Source organism: Dyadobacter bucti (genome assembly GCF_005869225.1).
GTDB lineage: Bacteria > Bacteroidota > Bacteroidia > Cytophagales > Spirosomataceae > Dyadobacter > Dyadobacter bucti.
In genome coordinates, this window is sequence record NZ_SWFP01000010.1 from 17137 (window position 1) to 43899 (window position 26763).

Sequence of the window (26763 nt, forward strand, 5' to 3'; positions counted from 1 at the left end):
CAATTAATCTGCTTCCGGCAAAGATTGAAAATAGGACAAACTCTCTATGTTGCTGCGCAAAACCCCGGTGAGCGCAAACGGTAAACTCTTGCTTCCAGCCATATCAAAAGCATTTTTTGCAAAATAATTTTGAACAACCGGAGTCGGCTTCCGTAAGTTGGGCCAAAAACGGTTCGCTTCAATTTCCCAGAAAACAGAATCCGAGTTTGGCAAACTTTCATTGTGGCGGTACCGATAAGCCTCCCTTTTTTTTGATTTCAAAGTCTCCACCATCCGTTCTATGCGGCAAAGGTACAGGCCGTTGTCATTGTAAGCATTACCGACTGCCTGTTTATCTGGTTCTTTCAAGCCTAATATCCTCGGAATAATACCATCAGTCCGCTTATACAAGTCTGCGTAGACAGGAGCGGCCCGTAAATAATCATATCCTTGTTTGCACCAGTAATAGAGTTCATCCTTCACGATCCAGCTGTTGAGTTCATGAATAAGCAGAAATTCTGCCCAATTGAAACGTTCATAAAAATCTTCTGTGAGCAAGAGCCGGGACAGATCCTGGCGTGTCTGAAAGTATGTTTTTGGGAACTGAACTACGTCGATATTTTCGTTGTGCTCTTTGATGATCGATAAATCCGCTCCTTCGTAGGTCACGAAGATCAGTGGATAATTATTCAAGATTTCCAGGCAATGGTGCAGGAGCTTTTCCTCCGTAGGATTGATCTGCGGATTCAATATGGGAACGATAACGGATACAAGCTCTTTCATTACATGGTTTCCAGGCGTTCAATCATGTATTTTAATGGCATGTTCAGCCATTTACGTACACGCTGGTAACGCCGGACGGGAGTTGGTTTGATGTAAAAACATTGGAATTTTCTATAATAGGCATTTCCTTTTGCGAGCAGGCTTTCCCGGTATAATTTGAACAATTCAGTCAGATCAGCCCGCTGCGCGAGTTCAAAACGGTCCTGGTATTTCGATAGTATTTCGGGTTTGGCAGGATCGTAACCACTGTAATGAAAAAATATCAGCGGATGCTCCCCGTTAACCAGGAAGGTGCCATCCTGAAATGAAAAAGTACGTTCATGCAGGTTCCAGTAGGCTGCATTATATCCCGGATTTCGCTCAATTAAGGTATTGGGAACAAAAATCGGGAGGAAATTCATCCAGTTCTGATCCACGAAAAGCCCGTTACAAAGGTCGATCAGACATTCGTATCTCAATTTTTCTTCCCACCATTTAATAAAGTTGTCGTTTTCCTCGGATCTGCTGAACGCAACAAAGCCGAGATTGTAAACGCCGGTATTCAAATGATGTAACTCGTTGGGAGTCAGCCGATCCTCAATGGGCGTGTTAATGTGTGGGATAAGAACAGCCGGATGGATTTTTAACGAATTCAGCAACCCCGTAAGTGGTTGAAAAACAATAATATCGGGGTCAAAATAAATGACGTTTTCAGCTTCCGGGTAACGTTTGAAAAAATAGGTAAAGTAGAAGGGTTTAACCGCAGTATTAAGCTCGGTAATATTATATCTGTCGGCCATTTCCTGGAAGCCGCTGATCTCAATTTTGTCAATTTCAATCATCGGAAAGTCAGGAGCGAAAGAATCCTCGAACAAAATTCCATCGAGAGAGTCGACCAGCCCTATAAAAAACAGTATTTCCGGATTAGTGGATTTGAGAGAATCGCCTAAGGTCCTGGCTTGCGCTAAATAATTGATGGAGCAAATGGTAAAGGCAATGGTCATTGATTGTGTTGTTCCGAAACTTGTAAGGGTAAATACTTTTGAATGATGGCTTCGATACTCGCCAAACTTTTTTCCGTATTGTGCCTTTCCAACACTTTTTTCCGGCCTTTCTGACCCAGGGAATCCCTGAGTGACGGATCCAGTACCAGTTTTATAATTGCCTCCGACGCCGCCGAAATGTCCATGTAAGGAACGACAAACCCTGCATCCGACTCGATCAGCTCGGGCGCGCCGCCTGCATCTTCAAAACATACAACCGGAATTTCCTGCAAAGCAGCTTCCAGCACAACGAGCGGATAAGGATCTTCCCTGGAACTGAGCAGCAATACGTCGAAACGGTTGATGTAATCCAATGCTTTCGGGGTAGGCGGAACAAGGATGATCCGGTCGCTTAGGCCCATTAAACGGATGTCGCTTTGGATCAGCTCGTAAATTTCATGCTGCGGCCCTGCGCCGACCCACACAAAAAATACGGGGAGGGGAGTGGTTTTATGGATAACCCGCTTGGCAACCCAGTTAAAAATATCATTTCCCTTGCGCCATTCTGCATTACCACATCCCCCGATCACAATGGCGTCTTCTGGGATGTCGTACGTTTTTTCTAGAATATCTTTCTGTACCGATTTAAGTTTCTGATCGATGTGCTCGTGGTCAATCAGCGTGAAAGTACTGACCAGCTTTTCGGGAAAATCAAATTCTCTGACATAGTAATTGGCCACCGCATGGGAAACCGCGATCAGATGGTCGGTTTTTTTGAGGAGAAAATTCAGGTGTTTTTCGTGTGTGTAAATTTTAACGGACATCCCGAGTTCGTGAACGAACAATACCACGGGCAGATGGTGCAGGAATTTGAGAAAGTCGTAATAAACCGCTGAATTGGCAATTGAATTGATAAACACCAGGCCGATATTCTGCTCTTCGAGTTCAGCAGTAATTTTTTCGTTGATTTTTTGGTTGGAGCGTTCTTCGTAAATTTTATATAAATTAACTTTTTTGAGCAATCTGCCGGTTAATTGCGGGGGAGAAACTTTGTAATTCTGATAAAGACGGGTAATGCTCACAACCTGCTCGAACTCATGTTCCAGTTCTCCGCCGCTGCACAACAATAGGTGCATGGGTATTCCCCGTTCTTTCAGCAGCCGGAGCAATTGCAGCAGCAGCAGCTGGCTACCTGCCCGGTTGGCGTCGTGACTTACAAATAATATTTTCTTCTGCTCCATTACCCTAGTGTATTGCTATCTTCAACATCGGACTTCCCGTTTACTTTACCTGGTCCGGATATCCAAATGCTCAATAAGCTTCGTAACTCTTTTTACCCGGGACCTTTTTTGCGGGATTCCCGATGTAGATGCCCCATTCCTCCGTCTCCTTCGTAATTGCTGACGCCATTCCTACCAGCGTTCCCTGAGCGATGGAAGTGTAATCGCGGATGGTGCTGTTAACACCAAAAAACGAATAAGATTCCACCAAGCAGTGCCCTGAAAGTACCACATGCGATGTAAAAAAGACATGGTCTTTGATTTGTCCGTGGTGGCCTATATGGTTGCCGCTCCACATCACCACATTGTTGCCGATCGTAGTAAACGGTTGAATCGTGTTGTCTTCCAGGATAAAGCAATTGTCGCCGATCACATTATTGAAGAGCGTTGCTTTGGAGCTGATATATGAAATAAACTGGTAGCCTTTTGCTTTGGCCGCGTTGTATATACTCTCCCTGTTTCTGTTCATATTGCGCCCGGTCATCGGAGCAAAGAATGAATATTCCTGAGGCGGGAAGAGTGTGTCCACATCTTCAAAAGCTACAACAGGCAGGTTTTTAAATGATTCATTTTGAATATATTCCCGGTTGATGGTGAAAGCAACCACTTCATGTTCAGAATCATGAGTAAGATAATAGTGCGCTAATTCGGCCGTGTCCAGCACCCCAAAAACGATAACTTTCGCCATTCCTAAATAAGTTCGTATGCCTTTAAGTGCTTGCTGATGTTTTCCTGGTCGTTAAACATCAGAATATCTATAACTGACAGCCAAGGTACGAAAGCATTTTTGAATTGGGGATATGGGCTTGCAACACTTTTGATGAAGCTTAGCCGGATACCCTCTTTTGCAAATCTGTCTTTTTCGTATAATTCCATACCTCCAATCGGATTGATGTAATGGCTGGCATTTTCCTGCTTACATATATCCAGGATCCTTTCCTGTCCTTTCAGTTCTGTATTATTGTATCGGGTTGAAGAGGGTATGATTTCGGTCCGGATATCCATAAATGCACAGGTAATTTCTAATGCAGAATGGGTAAGTTCATGGATTGTATTAACTTCTAAATTTACAATTTCTTCGATCAGAACAAAAACCTTTTCGTAATAAGGAGCCTTCTGATAGGACTGCTGAATGGTCTTTAAGAACTTTTTCTGCCAGGATTCTCCCTGTGCCAGCGCTACTGCACGGATAAGTTTATTTTGGCTTGCATCTTTAAGAGGGACCGTAAAAAGATGCGGCTGGCCCGAAACCAGAATGTTGTTCCTGTTGATCCATCCCTTATTAATGAAGTTTACATCATCATAGATAATGAATTTATCGACTGCATTAATAAGCTGAAAATACCCGATATATGGAAATATATAAGGCTGCATAATGGCAATTGTCATTGGCTACTATTTAAGTTTCCTGAGGTAATAGTCCTGTCCTTTCTCGATGAGGTTGGTCATGGATGTATCAGAGCCGAGCCTTATATCAGTAGGCAGTGATTTGATCCTGCTGGTGTCGTTGATGACACTTTTGGCATAAAAAAGATAGTCTGCCTCCTTGGGGATTGGTCTGAGGCCTTGCTCAAACGGGTTGATGGAAATCAGCTTACGTGTTAATTTTTCGCCATAAAGCGGATATTCGAAATCGCTGTTTACGGTTGCCAGTGCCACTGTTGCGTTTTGTGGGACAATGGAATCGTAGGTCTCGTAAGCTTTGGTAACGTCAGGACGGGCAAATGTCTGAAATTGGATGCGCTCCATTTTCAGCGCCGATTCGTGGCCAAATGCTTTGAAAGGCAGGCACCGGATATTGAGGTATACCGACATAACCGCGGAAATGCAGGCCAAAATGACGATTGTCATCACATATCCCTTCCATAAATTTCTTCTTGGCTTGATGATCGATAACCGGTGATGCGAAAACAAAAGAAGGAGAAACAGCACCCCAAACAATCCTGTTTCTATAAAATAACGTCCCTTCATCGGGTCATATGGTGCAGAGTAGGATATAGCCGCAAAGTGCAGGCAGAATGCCAGCGACAGGAACCAGTGCACACGCGATCTGAAAACACGGATGAAAACCAATAGAATCAAAGGAATGATCAGTGCAAAGCCAAATACTCCCCAGTATGGGTTAGCATTATAAAAATCAAAACGGCGCTGAAAGGCAAATGGGAAAATCGTGAAATCCAGTTCGTCATCAAGCCGCATGTTTAATTTGTCTTCCAATACAACCAGCGGTTCCCGCATCACGGAATTGACATCGTAACCCCATTGTGCATTTCTGATTCCGTCCAGGTTGGCAAAATCATACGCATATCGTACTACATTCCGGCTTCCCTGTTCAAAGAGATTGGATAAAGAACCCGCACGTTCAACCGACTGATGTTTCAGAGAGGTGGGCGGCCCGATCGGATGCCCGAAAACCATTACGTTTTTGATATACCCGGTCGGGAGCGTGTAGACGAGCATTGCCAGAAGAATGGCTGTGCCTAGCCTTAGTGTTCTTTCGAAAAAGACTTTAAATCCTGGCGCTAAAAATACAGCGTAAAGCATCACCACGAATACGGATGGCAGAAGCAGGGCAAAAGTGATTTTGTGTCCGAATGCAATTCCAAAAGCCATGCCGGCCAGGTACAGGTACCGGTTATCCCGCGTAGTGTAATATGTAAATAGAAAGTAGAGGAGGCAGCTCAGGTAGGCCGTCAGTACAATATCCGTTTCAGTGGTGACAGCCTGCATCAGGAAGTCCAGAAACATGCCATAGGCTAAAGCACAAAAAAAACTGGCGGAAAGGCTTCTTCCAATACGCTGCGCAATACCAAAAACAGAAACCAGCGTAACATAATAAGAAGCATGATGAATGAATTTGAATGCATTTTCAATGTTTCCGCTGATCAGATAAGTGAATATCTGGATGGTAGTAGGACTCTTGGGATAGGTATCCATGTTCCAGTTGGTGCCTCCAAAGTGCTCCATGGTGCCGCGCTGGATGTATCTGATGGCCCGGTTGAGATGCCCTGTCATGCTGTCCCACTCATTGGGTGCAGTAAAAAGGACCAGAATAAGATTGGTTACCGCTATAACAGCCAGTGTACCAAAAAGAATAATGAAAATGCTCTTCAGGTACACGGATAATTCGCGACCCCATATTTTGAAAGTTCCGGCCCTGTTGGCAATAATTGCACGGATCGAGTAGGATGGTTTCGATGGCAGGAGAAATGTCCAAAGCAGTAGATGAACGCCAAGAACGATGAAAACTCCTGGTATCCAGGCAAAGATATCAGCTGTAAGATCAAGGGCCGACAGCACAAATCCTGCCGGAATTACACTTCCAGCGAAGAGGATAAAGCACACAATGAGCCATTCAGTCAGGGAAGGCTGGGCAATTTTTTTTGCAACGTAATGAATGCTGTATAAAAACAGAAAGAAAAATAGCCAATAAAGAAAGACCATGTGGTTATGGTAATAGATGACTGTTGATAATATTAGATATCCTTTCTACATCTGAATATGGAAGTCCAACATATAATGGCAAACTTAAGACTCTTACCGCAATATCCTCTGAAACCGGACAAGCAATTTGCCGCGGCATGAAAGAAAGTGTATTCAGGGATGGATAAAAGTATCGCCGGGGGATAATATCTTCAACACGCAGAGCCTCCATCACATTTTTCATGACTTCCTCGGAAGGGAAGACGACAGGGTAGTAGGCGTAATTGTATTCTATTTCGGGATGCATAGCCGGTTTGAACAGAATGTCCCAGTTCAGTATGCTGTCGTAAGCATCAAAAATTTCCTTGCGGGCACTGATGATTTCCGGTACATGTGGCAGGTTGCATAGTCCCATAGCGGCGTGGAATTCGGAATTTTTTCCGTTGATCCCCGCATACAGATAATGCTCGTCGCCCTGATGCCCGAATGCGCGCAGGAGCGCAAGTTTCCGATCCAGTTCAGGATGGTTTGAAATCAAAGCACCACCTTCGGTAGTGTGAAAAACTTTCGTGGCATGAAAACTACAGGTACTCAGATCACCATACGAAAGCAATGAGCGATTTTTATATTTGACACCGAATGCGTGTGCGGCATCATAAATGACTTTGAGATTATGTTTTTTGGCTATTTCTTCGATTTTTTCAATATCACAGGGATTGCCGTACACATGTGTTGCCAGAATAGCAGTTGTAGCCTGCGTGATGCTTGCTTCGATCAGATCAGCATTGATATTGAACGTTTTGGCATCAATATCAACAAAAACCGGTGTGCAGTTTTCCCAGAGGATTGCATTGGAAGTAGCAACGTATGAAAATGGTGTGGTGATCACTTCACCCGTTATTTCCAGCGCCTTGATGGCAATTTGCAGAACGATCGTTCCGTTTCCACAAAAATACAGGTGATCTACCTGCAGATAATCTTTTAGCTGTGCTTCGAGCTCCTGTAAAAGCGGCCCGTTATTGGTGACATATCCGCGTTCCCAGATTTCACGGACGTACTGCAGATATTTTTCCTGGTCGGGTAAAAAGGTTTTAGTGACGTTAATCATTCACTACGTGTTCAGTTTGGCGAATGGAAAAATTAAGTTGAGGGCGAATATATCCGGGCCATTTGCCATACCAGGTAACATTTTCACGATAATCCTCAATGTCAAAAACGAGCGCTTCCTCCATGTTATAAAGTACCGTGCTGGTATCTTTCACAATCATCATGGAGACGACATATGACCCGTCGTTCAAAAAGTGGCCTGGAATCTCACACACACCTCTCACCAGACCTTTGGCAAAAGTCTCAGATTGTGTACCTACATTAAATATACACTCTCCTGTAAACGTGTATAAGTGCATGCTCAAATTCAGGTTCGCGCCTTCCACCAGATTCCAGAACTCAAACTGGAAGTTAATCGGCGTGCGCACATCGATATGGTTGAGCTCATCCTGGTATTCAGGGAAAAGCTTAAACCTTTTGACCCTGACCTGATCATTGCCGGGAGCGCTTTCAATGCTGTCCCAATGTTTTTCGAGCGATTTATGTGAAACCTTGCTCAGGTAGTTCGTGACTATATGTGTAGTATCTCCCTGATCGATCAGCCGGCCTTTTTCGAAGTAGAATGATTTGTTGCAGAGTGCCTGGATGGCCGTGAGGTTGTGGCTTACAAAGAGCAGCGTCCTTCCGCTCTCGGACACGTCCCGCATTTTACCAAGGCATTTTTTCTGGAATTCAGTGTCGCCAACCGCAAGCACTTCATCGACGATCAGGATTTCCGGGTTAAGATGGGCAGCGATTGCAAAACCAAGCCGCACATACATTCCGGAGGAGTATCTTTTGACAGGTGTATCAAGAAATTTTTCGACGCCCGCAAAATCAACAATTGCATCGAAAGACTGCTTGATCTCACTTTTTGACATGCCTAATATCGCGCCGTTAAGGAAGATATTTTCCCTGCCGGTCAGTTCGGGATGAAATCCGGTACCTACTTCGAGCAAACTCGCAATACGGCCTTCGATCCTGATCTCTCCTGTGGTCGGTTCTGTAATCCGGCTAAGGATTTTAAGTAAAGTGGATTTGCCAGCGCCATTATGGCCTACAATTCCGATACGGTCACCCTGTTCTATGCTGAAATTAACATCCCGCAAAGCCCAGAATTCCTCTTTTTCCGCAAAATCAGGTGATTCCTGCTTCCGTGAAAACAGTTTATTCATCGATTCCGATACAACATCCCGGAGACTCGGGGAGCCGCCCTTACGTTGATGGTCGATGATATATTTCTTGCTGATATTTTCAGCTGTAATTACAGGCATGCCCAAATTTAATTAGTTCAAATGTGATCTACGAAAGTATTTTCTTTTTTACGGAAGTAAATCAAAGATAATATCAATATCACAAAGGAAATTATGGCCGTCGAATACAGGCTCTGAGGATTGAAATAAGCTTTGTCGCCCAGCAGGCACCATCGAAAACCGTCAATAATTCCAACAAGAGGGTTCAGGTTATAGTATTTTTCGTACCAAGTGTTGTTCACTTCTCTGCTGCTGTATGCTACCGGACAGAGATACATGCCAACCTGTACCAAAAATGGAATAAGTTGACCGATATCCCTGAAACGCACATTAAGCGCCGCAAAGAAGAGGCCAAATCCCAAAGATGTAATAAATGTTAGTAAAATGAAGCAAGGAAGAAATACAATGGTCCAACTGATCGGATGCTTGAAGAAAATGGTCATGACCAGGAAAATCCCGAATGTGACCAGAAAATCTACGAAGCCGACCGCCACCGAACTCAGCGGCATGAGCAGTCTCGGGAAGTAAACCTTTGAAACCAGATTGGAATTAAGCAGGATGCTATTGCTGATCTGTTGAAATGTATTTGAAAAAAAGGTCCAGATAGTAATACCGCACAACACCATCAGGGGATATGGAACGCCGGGATCGCTTTTGAGCTTTGCAACATAGCTGAAAACAAACACCATGACAATCATGGTCGCGAGTGGTCTCAAAACACTCCAGGCCACACCCAGAAGAGTTTGCTTGTATCGAACTGAAATATCGCGTTTCGAAAGGATCCAGAGTAATTGCCTGTTCAACCAAAGGTCTTTCCAGTAATCTTTCTCCGACCCCCCTGCTTTAATGGTAATAGTATGTTGTATAGCCATTTTATGCCTTTACTGACTTGGGTGCAGGTGTAAGCACTGTTCTGAAATAAGTAAAAATAAGCGCGATCAATAATCCTGCCAACACACCGATTTTGGCTCTGCGTTTGTCCTCAGACTTCATGTCCAGAGGTACTTTCACACCTTCGATCTCTGTAAAAAGCGGCGCTTCCCGGACCAGCGATATTCGCATTTTTTCGGCCTGGGCCATCGCTTCGTAATACAGCTGCTGAAGAAATGCAGACTTCCGTTCCATGCTATTGGCCGAAATTTTAGCCTCAGGCATGATGATCTGCTGGCTGTAATCCAGCTGTTTGGCAAGTTTGTGTTCTGCAATTCCAAGAACCAGGGCCAGCGAATCCGCACGATGCTGAAGCAAGCGTAACGTTTTGCGTGTTTTCTGGGTCTGATTTTCGGTATACATCTCTTCGACGGTTTTCAAGAGAGTTGTAACCCATAACCCGGCCAGGTTTTCGTTTTCCATGGAAGTGGAAATCGAAATGAAGGAAGATTTACGGTCCAGAGACCCGATTTCCGTCGATCCGCCGGCTTTTTTAACAATTTCATTTAAAACAATCCTTGAATTCTTATCCAGCTTCTTAAGGTCATTTGATTGGAAATGGAAGTTCTGCATGTCAGGCCTTTCTTTCCACTCTGTTGTTTTTATCCCGCTGGAATCAATGAAGAAATTAGCAAAAATCATTTTATTGCCGTTCACTGTAACCTCTTTCATAAGGTTCCTTTCCAGTACAGGCCGGGATTTTACGAAGTAGAAGAAGTTTTCACCTGTAAAAATATTTGCGTCCGGCTGGGAACCCAGGCCAAGCAAACCCGCTACATCGCCAAGCCCGGAAGACTGGCTCCCACCTCCCAGGTTAAAAACCACGTTGGCTTCGTACTTGTTAGCGGTTTTCATGTAAGTGTCCATCGCATAGCCGATCCCAAACCCGATAATAGGAAAAAGCAGGATAATCTTCCAGTTTCGGAAAATTGCGGTTTTTACTACCAGAACTTTTTCAATGACATCATTAGGTGTCAGCTCGTCATCCGGTATGTGTTGTGTGGTTGTGGTCGTCGACATTTTAATTTAATGATCGGAAGGCGAGAATTGTTACAATTAATCCCATCACTGAGCTCAGCAAGCCAGTTGCAGTTGAAATGGTCTGTTGTGGGTTAAGGACAGGTGCGGCCCGCACAGGTACGAAAATTTCAGATCCTGGCTCTACCCTGGGATATACATTGAAAAACAGATATCGTCTGGTACGGTCTACATTACCATTCGGATATTTGATGTAAGAGCTTTTTCTGAGCGACTGGGTCGTAAACCCGCCCGATTGAGAAATATAGTCCGAGAAACTCATTCCTTTCCCGTATTTAACGGTAGTCGGATAAAGCACAGATCCCGAAACCTGTACAGTTTCCAGTCTCTTCGGAATACGTATGATATCACCTTCCTGCACTACCAGATCTTCAAAAGACCCCGGACTTTTCAGAATATTTTTCAGTTTAATACCAATGGACTCTTCCTTTACATTAGCCTGATCGCCCAGGATCATGCCTTTTTTAATGCTCGTTTCAGTAACAGCGGCCTGATCGTAGTCGGTAGGCTCGTCGAGGCTTTTGATAATTGTTCTTCTGAGAAGAGTCGCACCTTCAGGATAAGCCAGCTCAGTGAGTCCGCCGGCTCTTTTGATGATGTCACTGATTTTATCATTTTTATTGATAATCGTGTAAGGTCCGTTAACCAGCACTTCGCCTTCGACAAAAACCGATTGCTGCTCAACATAATTAGGCGACTTGCGCACGGTAACCTGGTCAAATGGCATCAGTACAAAGTTCGATTCTTTGCTGTTCAGCGAGAGGTCTCTGTTAACGTTAAATTTAAAAACTTCGGATATCTGAGCGTTTGCAGCACCTGCCACACTGTTTCTTTTCCGTCTGATCACTTCTACTTCAGACGAGTAAGCTGATTCTTTAAGCCCGCCTGCCTGCACCAACAAATCTTCTAAGGTCATGTCCGCGGTGTACTGGAACTTACCGTCGTTCTCAGCAATTTTAGTATTGTTAACTTCCCCTTCAACGCTTACAAAGGCGGTTTCGGCCATGTCAAATCTTGATGGGACAATTACCTGATCCAGCCTTGTCAGCATAAGGTCGGGAACTGTATTATTGACGATATCCGTATAATTGAGGGAAATATTCTGGATGGTAAGATCCTGACGGGTCCTGAGTACACTTACCCGGCCTACAAATGCATCTTCCCGAAGCCCCTGAGCATTCTCAACCAGCGCTTTAAGCGAAGGGCTGTTGTCCAGAGAATAATTGCCCGGCCTCATCACGGCACCTTCAATAGTAACCATATTTTCAAATCTGTCCAGGACAGTTTCTACATTGATGGAGTCCCCGGTGACAATATCAAAGGTAGGATAGTTCTGCTCGGCTACATCCAGAAGCCTCCTTTCCTTAGATGTTATACGCTGTATTTTAAGTCTTGCACGGTAAGCTTTGTCGCTGAATCCGCCGGAATAACGGATGATGTCGCCCAGCTTTTCTTCCGTTTTCAACTCGTAAATGCCAGGCCTTTTGACCATCCCGGTAATTTCTGCCCTTTTCAAATAGTATCCGACTACGATATTGTCGTTATCCTGCACGCGGACATCACCATCGATCTTGCCGTTGACCAGGTAATCGTAAATATCTATACGGGCCACAACCTTCCCGTCGCGAACTACACGTACATCCCGGAAAGATCCGATTTCATTAGGGCCTCCTGCCTGATACAACGCGTTGAAAGCGGACGCAAGAGACGATAATTCGTAAGTTCCCGGATTGATAACTTCTCCGGTAACAAATACTTTTACAGTCCTGATCTCGCCAAGGGTTACCTGTAGTTTCGTCCGGGCAGTTTCGCCTCCGGTACCTATCAATCCCGGGGTGAACTTCGAGAATTTGTCGATGAGTATCTTACGGACTTCTTCTATTGTTTTGCCCGCCACATATACGTTGCCCACACGCGGGATTGTGATAAAGCCGTCCCTGTTTACAAGGGTTTTATATGAACTTTCGGCGTAGTTATAAATGTAGATATTGAGTTCGTCGCCGGGTCCTAAAACATAGGTGCTGGGGGTGGCGATCTGCATATCAGGAATCGGGTCAAATTTTTTGTCTGCAAAAATAGAATACCCGTAAATTTTCTGACGAAACGCTTCTCTTTCCTGCTCTTCAGGAGAAAGTGTTGTAGATGTAGTTTGATTTACCTTACTCTGATCCGAGCCCTCTTTGGCCTGTGAATTGGGGTCTGCAGCTGTTTTTCCCTTATCATTTCCCTGGTTATCCGTCGATTGCGGATTGGCAGACTGAGGCTGGTTGGTGGTACCTGGCTGGTTTCCCGTGTTTGTCGGCGTATTTCCTCTTGGGTTGCCTGTGCCTTGTGTTCCCTGTGCCGCACCGTTACCGGCGGGAGCCTGGGAAGAAGGCAGCGAAGGTGTTATCTGGGATAAGGCAGGAAGGGAAAGAAGTAAACAGAAAAAATAGGGAAATATGTTTTTATAGTTTTTGGCCAATTTGAATGTGTTCATAAGTAGTATTATTGTACCATTGAAATGCTGATCATTTATAAAAACTAAATATCAGACCGTGTATTTTGGAATTTTTAATGCGGGCATAGTTGATGTCAGGATGTGTATAACATGGCAAAGTAAATTAGATTTTTCTTATTTTTAAAGAATTTATATTAAACCGGCCGGGACGGGGGCTGGTTACAAAGTTATAACAGGGTAACGATAAATATTTAAAATTATTAAAATACAATATTCAAAATAAGGGATCCTCCTATAAGGATAATTATATTATGGAAAGCACGAATGTTCAGTACGATGAGGATAGTATAAGGTCGTTGGATTGGAAGGAACACATCAGGCTGAGGCCGGGGATGTATATCGGGAAGCTGGGGGATGGCTCGTCGGTGGATGACGGGATCTATGTATTGGTCAAAGAGATTTTGGACAATTCCATTGATGAGCACATGATGGGCAATGGAAAGACGATCGAGATCAAGATTTCAGAACACCGGGTAGAGGTAAGAGATTACGGGCGTGGCATTCCGTTGGGAAAAGTGGTCGATTGTGTTTCCAAAATTAATACCGGCGGTAAATACGATTCAGGCGCGTTCCAGAAATCTGTGGGGTTGAATGGAGTGGGTACAAAAGCTGTAAATGCGCTCTCACATTACTTTAAAGTACAGTCTTATCGGGACGGGAAAACCAAAAATGCCGAGTTTCAGCAAGGAGGTTTGCTACATGAATCCAAAGAAGAAGCGTCGAATCAACGCAACGGTACACACGTGATCTTTGAACCAGACGGTACGATATTCAAGAATTTCAGGTACATACCGCAGTATCTGGACAACATGATCTGGAACTATTGCTACCTGAACGCAGGACTGACCATCAATTTCAACGGGCAAAAGTATATTTCTCAGAACGGTTTGCTGGATCTGCTCCAGAGCAAATCTGATGCTGAATCTATCCGTTACCCGATCATTCATTTAAAAGGAGAAGACATCGAGTTTGCCATGACGCACGGCAACCAATACGGTGAAGAGTATTATTCATTTGTGAACGGCCAGTATACGACTCAGGGCGGAACCCATCTCACCGCTTTCCGAGAGGCAGTTGTGCGGGCTGTACGGGAACACTTCGGTAAGGATTATGCGCCGGAAGATATCCGCTCATCCATCATCGCAGCCGTGGCGATCCGTGTGCAGGAGCCTGTGTTTGAGTCACAGACAAAAACAAAGCTCGGCTCAAACACTGTTTCCCCTGATCCAAACAGCACTACCATCCGGACTTTTGTCAATGATTTTGTAAAAGAAAGGCTGGATAATTATCTGCACATGCATCCCGAGTCGAGAGACGCGATGAAAAAACGGATAGAGCAGTCGGAACGTGAGCGCAAGGAGTTGGCGGGAATCAAGAAGCTGGCCAACGATCGGGCCAAAAAAGCGAACTTACACAATAAAAAGCTGAGAGACTGCCGGTTGCATCTTACGGACCTGAAAAATGACTTGCGTTATGAAACAACACTTTTCATTACAGAAGGGGATTCTGCCAGCGGTTCGATCACAAAATCCAGGAATATACAGACCCAGGCTGTTTTCAGTTTAAGGGGTAAGCCGTTAAATTGTTTCGGGCTGACCAAAAAGATCGTATATGAAAATGAAGAGTTCAATTTGCTGCAGCATGCACTGGATATAGAAAACGGTGTAGAAAATCTCCGTTTTAACCGCATTGTGATCGCAACGGATGCCGATGTCGACGGAATGCACATCAGGTTGCTGCTCATGACATTTTTCCTTCAGTTTTTCCCCGATCTGGTGCGTAACGGCCATCTTTTCGTACTGGAGACTCCGCTCTTCCGGGTGAGAAATAAAAAGGAAACAATATATTGCTATTCAGCTGAGGAAAAGCAGGCTGCGATTGACAAGCTGGGGAGCAAACCCGAAATCACACGTTTTAAAGGTCTGGGTGAAATTTCGCCTGACGAGTTCGGGAAGTTCATCGGGGAGGATATGCTGGTAGAACCGGTGATTTTGCAGAAGGAGACTTCGATAAATAAATTGTTAAGCTACTTTATGGGAAAGAATACACCTGAACGCCAGCGGTTTATTATTGATAACCTCAAAATCGAAAAGAATATTGAAGAGCTGGCGCTGGCAGGATAGCCATTGGTTTAGCTTATCTTTGGCCATTTAAAGTAATATCGGAAAAGGAAAGTCTTTACACGTTAAAATATGACCTCCTACTCCAATATGTACTGACATTTATACTATACCTCTTTGTGGATTTACAAGATTTAAGAAACAGAATAGATAGCCTCGACGATCAGTTACTAACCGTCCTGAACGAGCGGATGGAGCTTGTGAAGAAGGTAGGAGACCTGAAAAGGTCGTCCCAATCCATTATTTATCGTCCTGAGCGGGAGAAGCAAATTCTCGACAGGCTGGAAAAGCGCAACAACGGCTTGCTGACGCGTCAGGCTATTGATGCCATATTTTTTGAAATATTTGCCGTATCGCGTAACCTGGAATTGCCGGAAAGAGTCTCATACCTTGGCCCTGAGGGCAGTTTTACACATCAGGCCGCCGAGAGCAGGTTTGGGGGAATGAGCGAATACCTGGTTTTGCCGACGATCCATTCCGTTTTCGAAAGCGTGGAAACAGGGCGTGCCAAATTCGGTGTGGTACCGGTGGAAAATAACCAGGAAGGTATTGTGATCGAAACGGTGGATTTTCTGCGCGAAAAAAATCTTTCGATCGTGGCTGAGGTGCTGCTCCCGGTCCATTTTACATTTGCCTCCCAGTCCGATACGTTGAAAGATATCAACCGAATTTATTCCAAAGACATAGCCTTCAGGCAATGCGGCAAGTTTATCAGCGAATATCTGGAAGGGATGGGCATAGAGCTGATCCCGGTTGAATCTACTTCCAAAGCTGCCAAGCTTGCCTCGCAGGAAGTGGACGCTGCTGCGATTTGCTCTTCTATCTCGGCGAGGCTATTTGGTGTGCCTATTCTTTATGATAACATTGAGGACAGCGACCAGAACAGGACCCGCTTTTTAATTCTCGCGAAGGATTTTCTGAATGTGAAAAGCGAGGACGACAAAACGACTATCATCGCAAATCTGCCTAATACCAACCGTCCGGGTGTACTGTACGAATTCCTGAAAGATTTTAATGACAGAGGAATCAATCTCACCAAAATCGAAAGCAGGCCGTTGAGAGGTGAGGCTGCATTCAGAACATGGTTTCTCGTGGAATTTCTGGGCCATGTTCAGGATGAACCTGTGCAGGAGATCATGCACAAATATGGCACGCATCTGAAATGGCTGGGCAGTTACATCAGAGTTTCCTAGCAACTGCCCAACCGGCAAGCTACCACCAGCGATAGAAAACGCCGACGGATCCGCTTACTGTTGAAATGCCGTTTTCGATGTAATCATATTTATAGGTACTTCCGTCGTATTTTACGCGGACATCGATCCCGAAAGAGCCATCTTTTTTGAACAGAAATTTAGAACCGGCGCCTATACCATATTTAGGCGCCACTTTTTGGTTCTGCGACGCCAACGATCCGTAAAAAACCGTGTAGTCCAGAATGCTGATCCCTCCACTTACCTGTAAATAAGGCTGTATTTTGGAGGTTTTGGGTAGCAAATGGTAATTGCCAAAAACTTCAACAGGGTATTGCGACAGGGTACGGGTCTGTACTGCTGATATCGTTTCGTCACCGCTCTGATACAAAGCACGCGGAATCCGTTTTTCGAAATACGTCGATCCGATTTCTCCGCCTACTGAAAATGCATTTCTCAAAACCCATTCTATTGAAATCGAATAGTTTTGGAAAGAAGCTTTGTCGATATAGTTGCTTGAAAAAGATCCCAGCGGTGCTGCGCCCATAAAACGTGCGGTCGCGAGGTAATGCGTGTATCGTTCAAAAGGGGAGGGGAGCGTGTAGAGTTTCGGAGCATCCTGGGCGAAACCAGGCACAAATCCAGCAAGAAAAAGGGCTATTACTGCTATTTTTTTCATTTTAATTGATTTTTAAATAATTGGACTGCCCGAAAATTGAATCCACCATTTTGTCGACAAGCTGTGACTGGCCAATACCGGAGCCACGGATCTGCGCATCCCAGATCACTTTATAAGTTTTGTCGACCGTGTTCGGATTTTTGAAATCAAGCATAGAAATCAGCCAGTAGCTTTCGGCAGTTTCGTAATAAGAATAATAGCTAGGGTAACCGAAGCCATAACCGCCGCCTCCCCAATAACCGCCGTAGTAAGAAGAAAGCGGCTGGGAAACCACATTCAGATAAGTATTGGTGATCCATGCAGCATTGATACCGACATCAGGATTGGCTTTCGGGCTTACATATTCATACCCCATGCTTTCCATATTGGTAACAATCCTTTGCAGCAGGTCTCTGTCTATCTCATCAAGCGTCGTTCTCGATCTTCCGTTTTCCACAACCAGCACCGAATCTACAATACTGAAAGTTTTGTATTGCTTGTAATCAGCCGATTTATCATGATTGGTAGCATATACCAGCGACTCTTCGTTGGAAAGGTCCCCGATCGGGTCTTTTGAGCAGGAGGTTAATCCGAGGCTGGCTATCAGAATAATTAATGAAGCTTTTTTTAACATTTTTTATCTTGTCTTTAAATGTGATAAATAAACGAAATTTGAAATTGAAGATTTTATTTTTGTTTATTTCTATCCCCAATTTTTTTGATTTAAAACTGGCTCTGTTTTCATGACTACAATGAATGAAAATTAGTTGTAAATTCTCCTGAAAACGTTTGCACGGTAATGATGGTAGCCTGCAAGTATCTCATGATGAACGTAAAAGACGAACTTCTAAGATCGGACAGATGCTCAGAAACGCAAAATCTTGATTTTGGGACTGATAAAAGGAGTATGATTTTTGTTAAAATGTGTCTTTACTAAAATGGAAACTGCAATTATTTTGGTTCTAATAATCTAAATTCGCGATGAGCATATTATAAACCTATATGGAAACAAAAGAAGAGATTTTAAGAATAATAGATGTACTGAATGACACCTACGAAAGCGAAGAGGCATGGTATGGCCCTTCGGTAGTGGAAGCACTGCGCGACGTGACGCCGAAGATGGCTGAGGTAAGGCTGAGTACCAACACACACTCCATTGCCGAAATTGTTTACCATATGACCACGTGGCGGATATTCGCAGTACGGAAGATCCAGGGCGACGCTGAATTTGATATTAAGACGCAGGATAAAGACTGGAAGAAATTTCCGGTTGTGGACGAATTTGAATGGGAGGCGATCCAGATGGAGCTGAGCCTTTCGCAGGAGGAGCTGATATCCGAGCTGGAGAAAATAGAAAGCGATGCATTTTTGGAAGAATTCGTGCCGGGAAGGGACTATTCCTATTATACTTTGATCCATGGTGTGATCCAGCACGATGTTTATCATGCAGGCCAGATCGGGCTGATCAAGAAGGCTGTGAAGGGTATGCGGCTGGAAGAAGACGATTTTGGCGCTTACGACGACCGGTCTGATTTCGACAGCGGAACTGATTATTACTGATTTACTTGAATAAAATTTTGCAAATCTGCAAAATGCTTATTGTTTATAACTTAAATTTTATATTTTGCATAATAATAGAGCGGATCATGTATGGAAGTACAGGCGCTTTAATGGTGTGGATATAGACGAAAAGGCTATTCGATATTTCGGATAGCTTTTTTTATGAAAAGTCTGAAATCTGTGTAACATTTGACATCTCAAACCGCCTAATCATCCCTATGAAGATACTTATTGTTGAAGACGAACCCAAGCTGGCCGGTTTTGTAAAAAGAGGACTTGAAGAGCAATCGTGGGAAGTAGAGTTAGCATATGACGGGCAGGTTGGAAAGAAGATGGCTTCGAATTATCGTTTCGACGTCATTATCCTGGATGTGAACCTTCCTATCCTCAACGGATATGATCTTGCACGACAACTCCGTAACGACGGACTTACTACGCCTATCTTGTTTCTGACAGCCTTGGGGACTATCGACGACAAGCTGGATGGTTTCGAGGCGGGAGGAGATGACTATCTGGTTAAACCATTTGAATTCAGAGAATTAATAGCCAGGATTAAGGTTCTTTCACACAGGAATAGTAACCGGGAACAATCCAGCCAGATACTCAGCCTGGCCGATCTGGAATTAAACCTGGATGAAAAAGTAGCGCGCCGTGCCGGAAACCGTATCGATCTCACAGCCAAAGAATTCGCACTGCTGGAATACCTGATGCGAAACAGGGGAAGGGTAGTTTCCCGGGTGGATATTGCCGAGCAGGTCTGGGACATCCGTTTCGACACGGGTACCAATGTGATTGATGTCTATATCAATTTTTTAAGAAAAAAAGTAGATAAGGATTATCCCAACAAGCTGATCCACACGGTGGTAGGAATGGGTTACATTTTCAAAGAGGAATGAACATCAAATCCCGCCTGACGTTACTCTTTACCATGCTGGTCGGTTCCATCATGGCTTTGTTTTGCCTGTCCATTTATTTTTTCTACGACCAGTACCGCGAAAAGCAGTTCTATTCGTTTTTGAATGAACGCGGACAGACTATCGCACAGTTGGTGGAGGCGAGCACCGGGATCAGCAAAGATGATATTGAGAAAATTGAGAAGGAGAATAAAAATATTCTGCTCGACGAGGAAATAACGATCTACGATGGTGCGGATTCTATAATTTTTACGAGCGGCAAGGAGAAGTTCGAGCTTTCGCCTTCCATGCTGGCAGAAGCAAGGGAGGGGAGGGAAGTGCGCACAAAATATCAGAAAAAGGAGGTAATCATCATTCGTCATATTTTGCAGGATCACCGGAAACCCTGGGTGATCATTGCCGTAGCCAATGATATTCCCGGGATGGACCAGTTGAAGAGGCTGCGGGAAATCCTGGTGATTGGTTGGTTATTGTCGCTGGGACTAGTGGGAGTTTCGGGCTGGCAATTTGCCAATGATGCGATTAAGCCCGTCTCCGACATCATCGACCAGGTGAACAATATCTCTGCGGGCAATTTGCATGATAAAGTAACGGTAGGTCGGGAAAAAGATGAGCTCGCGCTGCTTGCGCAGACCTTCAACCAGATGCTTAACCGTCTGGAAATTGCTTTTGTAGCGCAGAAAAATTTTGTTTCCCACGCTTCCCACGAGCTCAGGACGCCGCTTGCGCTGATCATGAGCGAGGCTGAGCTGGGCCTGATGAAACAACGATCGGGAGAGGAATATGAAGACGCCCTGAAAGGGATTCTTGCCGAAGCAAAAGAAATGAACGAACTGGTAAGCAGGCTGCTGGAACTCGCCCGTACCGAAGAGCATGCTTTTAAGGTTACTTTTTCCAAGATCCGCGTGGACGAAGTTTTATGGCAGGCAAAATCGTCGATTCAGCAAAAGAATCCGGGGTACGAAGTCCATATCCACTATGACCAGATACCCGATGACGAGGAGCAGCTGAAAAGGTATGGGGATGAAAGCCTCCTCCGGACAGCCTTTATGAACCTCATGGACAATGCCTGCAAATATTCCAATGACAAAACCGTAAATATCTTCCTCGAAATCCAGAAGGACCTCATTAAAATTTATTTCAAGGACGTTGGTATTGGTATTGCCGCCAAAGAACTACCGTACATTTTCGATACTTTTTACCGTAGTGCCACCACCATCAGCAAAGCTGGCTACGGTATTGGGCTTGCGTTAACCAAACGCATCATTAATATGCAGGGAGCCAGTATCGAAGTCGAGTCCCTTGAAGGTTCGGGGACTACATTTATCTTGAAATTCCCTCCTTTTTAATTTTCTTTTAATTCAGTGTTAATGTGCCTTTAACTCTCATAAAGGTGTTTTGTAGCATAAATCAGTTGATCTGATTTCTACGTGCTTTGGATCGTTCCCCGGTGCTTTTTTCTTACTCTTTTCAGAGCTTGTCTGTGGAGCACAGAAAGATATTATTTGTCAATCCAACCAATGGTTATGAAGTCACCAAGATGGAAACCTGCTGAGGGCTTTAAAGGGCTGAAAGAAAACTGGAAAGATGATTTGTTATCCGGTTTTTTAGTTTCGCTTATTGCCCTTCCGTTAAGCCTGAGTGTTGCAGGTGCCAGTGGCTTCCCTCCGATCATGGGTGTAATGACAGCCATTGTGGGCGGGGTGCTGGTTTCTTTTCTTACCAATTCGGAATTGACTATTAAAGGACCAGCCGTCGGGTTGATTGTGATTGCGGCTGGCGCGGTGGATGAGCTGGGAAAAGGCAATGCAGCGATGGGCTGGCACCTTGCGCTTGGGGCGGTTGTAGTGGCCGGCGCAATACAGATCCTGATGGGGTTGCTCAAACTTCCCAGGTTTGGTGATTTTTTCCCTTTGTCGGCAGTACATGGAATGCTGGCGGCGATCGGGATTATTATTATGTCAAAACAAATACACCTTGCAGTGGGCATAGCGCCGGGGGAGCTGAAAGGAAAAACACCGCTAGAATTGCTTGAAATGGTGCCGCACAGCCTGTTGCACATGGAATATCATATTGCTATCATTGGCCTGGTTGGTCTGATGATCATGTTTGGCTGGAAATATCTTTCATTTTCTTTCCTTAAAAAAATACCGCCAGCTTTCGTTGTATTGGTGGCAGGGATCATTCTTGGTCGGTTCTTTCACTTGTTTGAGCCGGCTTACCGCGATTTTAAACCATTGATCAACCCGGGTGAATTTTCAATCGGCTGTCATGTTGATTTTGGGGGAATGAAAGGTGATTTGCTTCCTGCATTTCTGAAATATGTGGCCATGTTCGCACTGGTAGGCAGCCTTGAATCTCTGCTGACCACAAAAGCAATCGATCTTCTTGACCCGTTCAAACGCAAGGCGGACCTGAGCCGCGACATTGAGGCAGTCGGCGCAGGGAATGTGATAGCGGGTATTTTTGGGGGACTTCCCATGATATCCGAGGTGGCACGTAGTTCTGCCAATATTTACAACGGCGGTAAAACACGCTGGGCCAACCTGTTCCACGGTGTTTTTCTGTTGATTTTTGTAGTGTTTCTTTCTCCGGTGGTCAAAATGGTTCCGGTTGCTGCCCTGGCAACGATGCTGATCTTCGTAGGGTTCCGGCTGGCTTCTCCCGCTGAATTCAAACACATTTATTACATAGGAAAAGAGCAGCTGATCATATTTCTGGTAACGATTGTGGCCACTTTAAGTACTGATATACTGACTGGTATCGGCTGTGGTATACTTGTAAAAGTGATCATACAACAGATTTACGGAGTGAAACCGTCGCATATTTTTAATCCGAAATTCGAAGTACGGGCAGAAAAGGATATTTATTTCGTCAGCCTTTCGGGGGCGGCTGTATTTACAAATTACCTGGGCCTGAAATGGAAACTGGAAGCGCTGCCGGTCGGTAAAGTTGTTCAGATTGATTTTTCAGGCGCTCCATATGTGGATCATACCGTAATGGAAAACATAACCAGATTTAAAACTGACTACGAGCAGGCAGGAGGGCACATGGAACTGATTGGGTTCGATCACCATCTTGCATTGTCGGATCACCCGCTGGCAGCCAGAAGAAATCAGAGAGAAACTGTATTAAGTTAAATTGAGTTAGGTGAGTAGTAAGGGGAAAATGGCTTCCGGAATGTCGGAGGCCAATTTTTTGTCAGGATGATTATGATTTGGAACCGGGCATGGTAACGTGTTTTTCCTGACTTTCCTCGATCCTGAAACTGGGCAGGGCGTCCGGATATTCGGATACGATAAATTCTATCATCTTTTCGCGGACAATACAGCGGAGGTCAAACGTTTCAGACGAATTTCTGGCCGACATCAGCGCCCGCACGACCATGAATTGCCCCTGTGTGTCGGTTACCTGAAGAGCCCAGGATTTGCCATCCCACTGGGGCGTTTCCAGCAGGATTTCTTTCAGTTTTTCACGTAACTGCGGAACCGGTGTGAGGTAATTGAGATAAAAGAACGCCGTGCCGATCAGCGCACTTTCATTTCTGGTCCAGTTCTGAAATGGCTTTTCAATGAAATAGGTAATGGGTAAAACAATACGCCTCAGGTCCCAGATATTGACAACAACGTAAGTCAGGTTGATCTCTTCAATTCTACCCCATTCTCCTTCCACTATCACTACATCGTCAATTTTAATAGGCTGGGTAAAAGCGATCTGTATCCCTGCCATCAGATTTGCCAGGGATTTTTGAGCCGCAAAACCAATGATCACACTCGCAATACCGGCCGAAGTAAGCAATCCCACGCCATACTGCCTCACGCTTTCGAAACTCAGCAGCAGTACAGAGATACCCACCGTAACGATAAGGATGATCACAATTCGTTTTACAAACTTGATTTTGGTAAACATGCGCCGAGCCTGATTGTTGTCCGGGCTGTTAAAATCAAGTTGCTCGATCAGCACTTTTTCGACAATGATGACAATGCGGGCCATGAGCCAGGTACTTACTGCAATCAGCAGGGTTTTGCTCACCGACAATACCCATTCGTATTCGTGGTGAGCAATATAATAGGTTTTGGATGTGGCGGTAATCAGTACAAGCGGGACGAAAAAGTACAGTACGCTGGTTTGGTTTTCACGAATGGCCTTCACTGTCGGCCACTTTTTTCTGTCCGCGGTAATTTTGATCAGGTAAACAAAAATAGCACTGATGATGAGCCCTGAAACCCCTGCTATCAGAAGAAATACCCATGGAGAGTTTTTGTAATCGAATATTTCGAGGAATTCATTCATTGACTTTGATATCATTAAGACGGGCTACGATCATTCCGGTGTGTTTGGGAACGGAAGCCACATACTCCGCCAGAGGCACACTGGACATGATGACTTTTTTGCCTGTTAATGATGCGTGTATCAGATAAGCACGGCTGCCGATCCTGCTGATAATGCCCATGTGGTTAACATCCAGTCCTTCGACGGAAGAAGTAAAAGCCACGATATCTCCGTTATGCAGCATCGGTTCAGCTTTCTGGATGCCGGTTTTAGGTATGTAACTGTATTCTCGCGAATTGATCAGGTTTTCCTGCTCCCGCACTTTTTCCCAAACCGCGCTTTCAGCCAGGGCAGGGTAGAGATTGGAATGGTTTGTCATGAAATTGATATCCTTTTTAAAAGGTACGCCGCCTACTTTCGCAGTAATGTTTTCGAGGCGGCCGCGTTTTTCGTTCTCATACATCCAGTCGAGGACATAATGCAGGCGGGAAGCGTAGCCATCAATGTTACCATCCCGGTAACGCAGCTTGGTCAGCTCATTTTTGAAGCCTTCGTAAGTCGGGTTCTCGGTTTTGGCCACAGCAAGGGACACAGCACTTTCTACCAGGGTGGTACAATCTAGGCCGTCGAACTTGCAAACCAGCTTTTCAACAGGGTTTCCTTCCAGGGTACCAGCCACATAAGGCGTCCCGAGAAATGATTCGCTCATGCGCAATACCTGGGTGCCGATATCCCTGCTGTCCGGCAATTCCATTTTTTGTCCGAAAACCTTTTGTATACTCAACTGAGCCGAGAGGTTGCCTGATGCCAGGATGAAAATGGATAGAAATATGCTTCTGATCATGCCGAAGTCTAATTGTTTTTTGCTGTAAAAGTAAAAGCCTTTCCGTGATACTCCTTTCAAAGAACCGGGTTTATGTAAAATTAGTCAGGAAATGCCCTATTTGCAATCTCTCCGACGCTCGTCCGCCGTGCTTTCGGACAACGGTTCCGGGTAAAAAAATTATTCCGGAACAATGGCGTAAACGACAACAGAAGACGGCGGAAGCTCCACATGTATCCCGGTAGAAGTAATGGTAGATGCTTTTGGACTGACGGATGTCACGAACGACGGGAAAACCGGTTTCAATTTATAGGCGCTGGTATTTCCCAGCTTCAGCACATCTGTCCAGGCGCCCTGCGGGATACGGACATTGGTTTCAATTTTTTGGTGCAGGTTAAAATTGCAGATGAACAGGAATGCCTGATTTTCGGTATATCTCAAATAACTGTAAACAAACTGCTTATCGTAGTTGAAGCTCTGCCCATCGATATTCACATACTGCAGATCATAAAACTGACCAGCGTAGATCGCCTCATTTTCTAAAACAAAGTGGTTCAGGCTTTCATAAAATGCACGTAGCCTGATCTGTTCCCAGGTCAGCTTTTCCTGATTGTATTTTCCGCCATTGACCCAATCCTGAAATTCCGGTACGCCCCAGTAATCAAAAATTGTAGTTCGCCCGTCCTCCCCCTGAAAGCCTTCTGCAACAGTCGGATTTACCCCGAGTTCCTGTCCGAAATAAAGCATCAGCGGCCCGGTATGGAGTGTTGCGCTCAAGGTCATAGCCGGAACCGCAGTCCAGGGGTCTCCGGCAAAATAGCGTGACGCAATACGCTGTTCGTCGTGGTTTTCAAGAAACCGTAGCATATTTTCGCTGATGTCCCCCGATTCTTGCTGCCAGAGCCGGGTGATATCTTCCACACTGCCATGCCCCTCCATCAGCCGCCGCAACGAATTGTAGAGGCCGACTTTATCATAGAGATAATCGAATTTCCCGATGCGGATATAATTGTGGTATTCGTAGGGATTGTATATCTCTGCAATAAAGATGATGCCCGGATAAAGTTTTTTTATTTCCGGGATAACCCATGACCAGAATTCAACCGGTACCATTTCCGCCATATCGCACCGGAAACCGTCAACACCTTTTTCTGACCAAAAACTTAATATATCCCGCATTTTCAGCCAGGTAGAAGGGATAGGGTCAAAATACGGGGTGCGGTTATTCAGATAATCGACGCCATAATTGAGCTTGATCGTTTCATACCAGTCATATTGGCTCGGCTGCGCCCGAAAAACATCGTTGCCGGTAGCCTTTGCCGGGCGTTCGTGATAAGGGGCAGTTACGTCCAAAGGCGGCTTATGGCCTTCGGGAACAATGAAATCATGATTTGGGATGTAATAAAAGTTGTTATCGGGACTGAACGCAATGGTATTGTCGTCGTCTTCACCAAAATCCTTCACTCCCGCAGGACGGACATTCGAATGATATTGCCTGGCGACATGATTGGGGATAAAATCGATGATAACCTTCATATCGAGGGCGTGGGTCCTTTTCACAAGTGCCTCAAACTCCTGCATCCGGTTATTTACATCTGTTGCCAGATCCGGATCTACATCATAATAATCTTTCACGGCATAGGGTGAGCCGGCAATTCCTTTCACGATCAGCGGATGATCGGCAGCGATGTCGTATGCGGAATAGTCTGTCAGCGTAGCATGTTCGATCACTCCGGTGTACCACAAATGCGTTATCCCGAATTTTTTCAATTCTGCCAGCGCCTGGTTTGTGATATCATTGAATTTTCCGCACCCGTTTTCTTCGATGGTCCCGTACACCTTGTTAGTCGTATTCCGATTGCCAAACAAACGGGTGAAAATCTGATAGATAACGAGTTTGTCCTTATTGGTCGCGGATATTTTCATTTCAGAAATTGGAGTGTTCGCCATTATAATTTTAGTAGTTAACGCCGGGTCGTTTATCTGGTTTAT

22 protein-coding genes are annotated in these 26763 nt (G+C 44.9%); 6 read left to right on the forward strand and 16 right to left on the reverse strand.

Annotated elements, in window-relative coordinates:
* Positions 1 to 3: 3 nt before the first annotated feature.
* The 11 genes from FBF61_RS27460 to FBF61_RS27510 form a co-directional block, all read right to left on the reverse strand.
* A complete protein-coding gene (locus tag FBF61_RS27460; RefSeq protein ID WP_138483493.1) occupies positions 4 to 762 on the reverse strand; it encodes a DUF5672 family protein in 759 nt (252 codons plus the stop codon).
* Positions 762 to 1745 (reverse strand): glycosyltransferase family protein, encoded by a 984-nt coding sequence (locus tag FBF61_RS27465; protein WP_138483495.1) that lies wholly within the window; start codon positions 1743 to 1745, stop codon positions 762 to 764. The genes FBF61_RS27460 and FBF61_RS27465 overlap by 1 nt, the downstream gene beginning before the upstream one ends.
* On the reverse strand, positions 1742 to 2965 hold the full coding sequence (locus tag FBF61_RS27470) for a glycosyltransferase family 4 protein (protein ID WP_138483497.1): 1224 nt from the start codon (positions 2963 to 2965) through the stop codon (positions 1742 to 1744). The genes FBF61_RS27465 and FBF61_RS27470 overlap by 4 nt, the downstream gene beginning before the upstream one ends.
* A 70-nt stretch (positions 2966 to 3035) precedes the next feature.
* Positions 3036 to 3692 (reverse strand): acetyltransferase, encoded by a 657-nt coding sequence (locus tag FBF61_RS27475; RefSeq protein ID WP_138483499.1) that lies wholly within the window; start codon positions 3690 to 3692, stop codon positions 3036 to 3038.
* A gap of 2 nt (positions 3693 to 3694) precedes the next feature.
* Positions 3695 to 4393 carry a WbqC family protein gene (locus FBF61_RS27480; protein ID WP_138483501.1) on the reverse strand — a complete coding sequence of 233 codons (699 nt, stop codon included), beginning with the start codon at positions 4391 to 4393 and terminating at the stop codon, positions 3695 to 3697.
* Positions 4394 to 4399: 6 nt separating this feature from the next.
* Positions 4400 to 6448, reverse strand: a complete 2049-nt coding sequence (locus tag FBF61_RS27485) for an ArnT family glycosyltransferase (protein WP_138483503.1) — start codon at positions 6446 to 6448, stop codon at positions 4400 to 4402.
* A gap of 4 nt (positions 6449 to 6452) precedes the next feature.
* Positions 6453 to 7535 carry a DegT/DnrJ/EryC1/StrS family aminotransferase gene (locus tag FBF61_RS27490; RefSeq protein ID WP_138483505.1) on the reverse strand — a complete coding sequence of 361 codons (1083 nt, stop codon included), beginning with the start codon at positions 7533 to 7535 and terminating at the stop codon, positions 6453 to 6455.
* Positions 7528 to 8787 (reverse strand): ABC transporter ATP-binding protein, encoded by a 1260-nt coding sequence (locus tag FBF61_RS27495; protein ID WP_138483507.1) that lies wholly within the window; start codon positions 8785 to 8787, stop codon positions 7528 to 7530. Before FBF61_RS27495 ends, FBF61_RS27490 begins: the two co-directional genes overlap by 8 nt.
* A gap of 17 nt (positions 8788 to 8804) precedes the next feature.
* Entirely contained in the window at positions 8805 to 9638 is an 834-nt protein-coding gene (locus FBF61_RS27500; RefSeq protein ID WP_138483509.1) for an ABC transporter permease, read from the reverse strand.
* A gap of 1 nt (position 9639) precedes the next feature.
* Positions 9640 to 10716: a GumC domain-containing protein gene (locus FBF61_RS27505; RefSeq protein WP_138483511.1), complete on the reverse strand. Its 1077-nt coding sequence runs from the start codon at positions 10714 to 10716 to the stop codon at positions 9640 to 9642.
* Between the two features lies 1 nt (position 10717).
* The gene (locus FBF61_RS27510; RefSeq protein ID WP_138483513.1) at positions 10718 to 13213 is read right to left on the reverse strand and encodes an SLBB domain-containing protein; all 2496 of its coding nucleotides are present in this window, start codon (positions 13211 to 13213) and stop codon (positions 10718 to 10720) included.
* Positions 13214 to 13485: 272 nt separating this feature from the next.
* On the opposite strand from FBF61_RS27510, the gene FBF61_RS27515 reads away from it, so the two are divergent.
* Together FBF61_RS27515 and pheA are read left to right on the forward strand one after the other, a co-directional pair.
* Positions 13486 to 15357 (forward strand): DNA topoisomerase IV subunit B, encoded by a 1872-nt coding sequence (locus tag FBF61_RS27515; protein WP_138483515.1) that lies wholly within the window; start codon positions 13486 to 13488, stop codon positions 15355 to 15357.
* Positions 15358 to 15473: 116 nt separating this feature from the next.
* Complete coding sequence (pheA, locus tag FBF61_RS27520; RefSeq protein ID WP_138483517.1) at positions 15474 to 16547, forward strand: prephenate dehydratase; 1074 nt, start codon at positions 15474 to 15476, stop codon at positions 16545 to 16547.
* A gap of 19 nt (positions 16548 to 16566) precedes the next feature.
* On the opposite strand, the gene FBF61_RS27525 is transcribed toward pheA, so the two are convergent.
* The gene (locus FBF61_RS27525; protein ID WP_138483519.1) at positions 16567 to 17223 is read right to left on the reverse strand and encodes a hypothetical protein; all 657 of its coding nucleotides are present in this window, start codon (positions 17221 to 17223) and stop codon (positions 16567 to 16569) included.
* Position 17224: 1 nt separating this feature from the next.
* Positions 17225 to 17836 (reverse strand): DUF4136 domain-containing protein, encoded by a 612-nt coding sequence (locus FBF61_RS27530; RefSeq protein WP_138483521.1) that lies wholly within the window; start codon positions 17834 to 17836, stop codon positions 17225 to 17227.
* A gap of 368 nt (positions 17837 to 18204) precedes the next feature.
* On the opposite strand from FBF61_RS27530, the gene FBF61_RS27535 reads away from it, so the two are divergent.
* The 4 genes from FBF61_RS27535 to FBF61_RS27550 all read left to right on the forward strand — a co-directional run bounded on the left by FBF61_RS27535 (position 18205) and on the right by FBF61_RS27550 (position 22816).
* Positions 18205 to 18762, forward strand: a complete 558-nt coding sequence (locus FBF61_RS27535; protein WP_138483523.1) for a DinB family protein — start codon at positions 18205 to 18207, stop codon at positions 18760 to 18762.
* Between the two features lie 218 nt (positions 18763 to 18980).
* A complete protein-coding gene (locus tag FBF61_RS27540; RefSeq protein WP_138483525.1) occupies positions 18981 to 19658 on the forward strand; it encodes a response regulator in 678 nt (225 codons plus the stop codon).
* Positions 19655 to 21025 carry an ATP-binding protein gene (locus tag FBF61_RS27545; RefSeq protein ID WP_138483527.1) on the forward strand — a complete coding sequence of 457 codons (1371 nt, stop codon included), beginning with the start codon at positions 19655 to 19657 and terminating at the stop codon, positions 21023 to 21025. Before FBF61_RS27540 ends, FBF61_RS27545 begins: the two co-directional genes overlap by 4 nt.
* A 177-nt stretch (positions 21026 to 21202) precedes the next feature.
* On the forward strand, positions 21203 to 22816 hold the full coding sequence (locus FBF61_RS27550; RefSeq protein ID WP_138483530.1) for a SulP family inorganic anion transporter: 1614 nt from the start codon (positions 21203 to 21205) through the stop codon (positions 22814 to 22816).
* Positions 22817 to 22886: 70 nt separating this feature from the next.
* On the opposite strand, the gene FBF61_RS27555 is transcribed toward FBF61_RS27550, so the two are convergent.
* From FBF61_RS27555 to FBF61_RS27565, 3 genes are all read right to left on the reverse strand, one after another.
* Positions 22887 to 23969, reverse strand: a complete 1083-nt coding sequence (locus tag FBF61_RS27555; protein ID WP_138483532.1) for a mechanosensitive ion channel family protein — start codon at positions 23967 to 23969, stop codon at positions 22887 to 22889.
* Positions 23962 to 24792 (reverse strand): N-acetylmuramoyl-L-alanine amidase-like domain-containing protein, encoded by an 831-nt coding sequence (locus tag FBF61_RS27560; RefSeq protein ID WP_138483534.1) that lies wholly within the window; start codon positions 24790 to 24792, stop codon positions 23962 to 23964. The genes FBF61_RS27555 and FBF61_RS27560 overlap by 8 nt, the downstream gene beginning before the upstream one ends.
* Before the next feature lie 159 nt (positions 24793 to 24951).
* Positions 24952 to 26721 (reverse strand): alpha-amylase family glycosyl hydrolase, encoded by a 1770-nt coding sequence (locus FBF61_RS27565; protein WP_166444621.1) that lies wholly within the window; start codon positions 26719 to 26721, stop codon positions 24952 to 24954.
* Between the last annotated feature and the right edge of the window lie 42 nt (positions 26722 to 26763).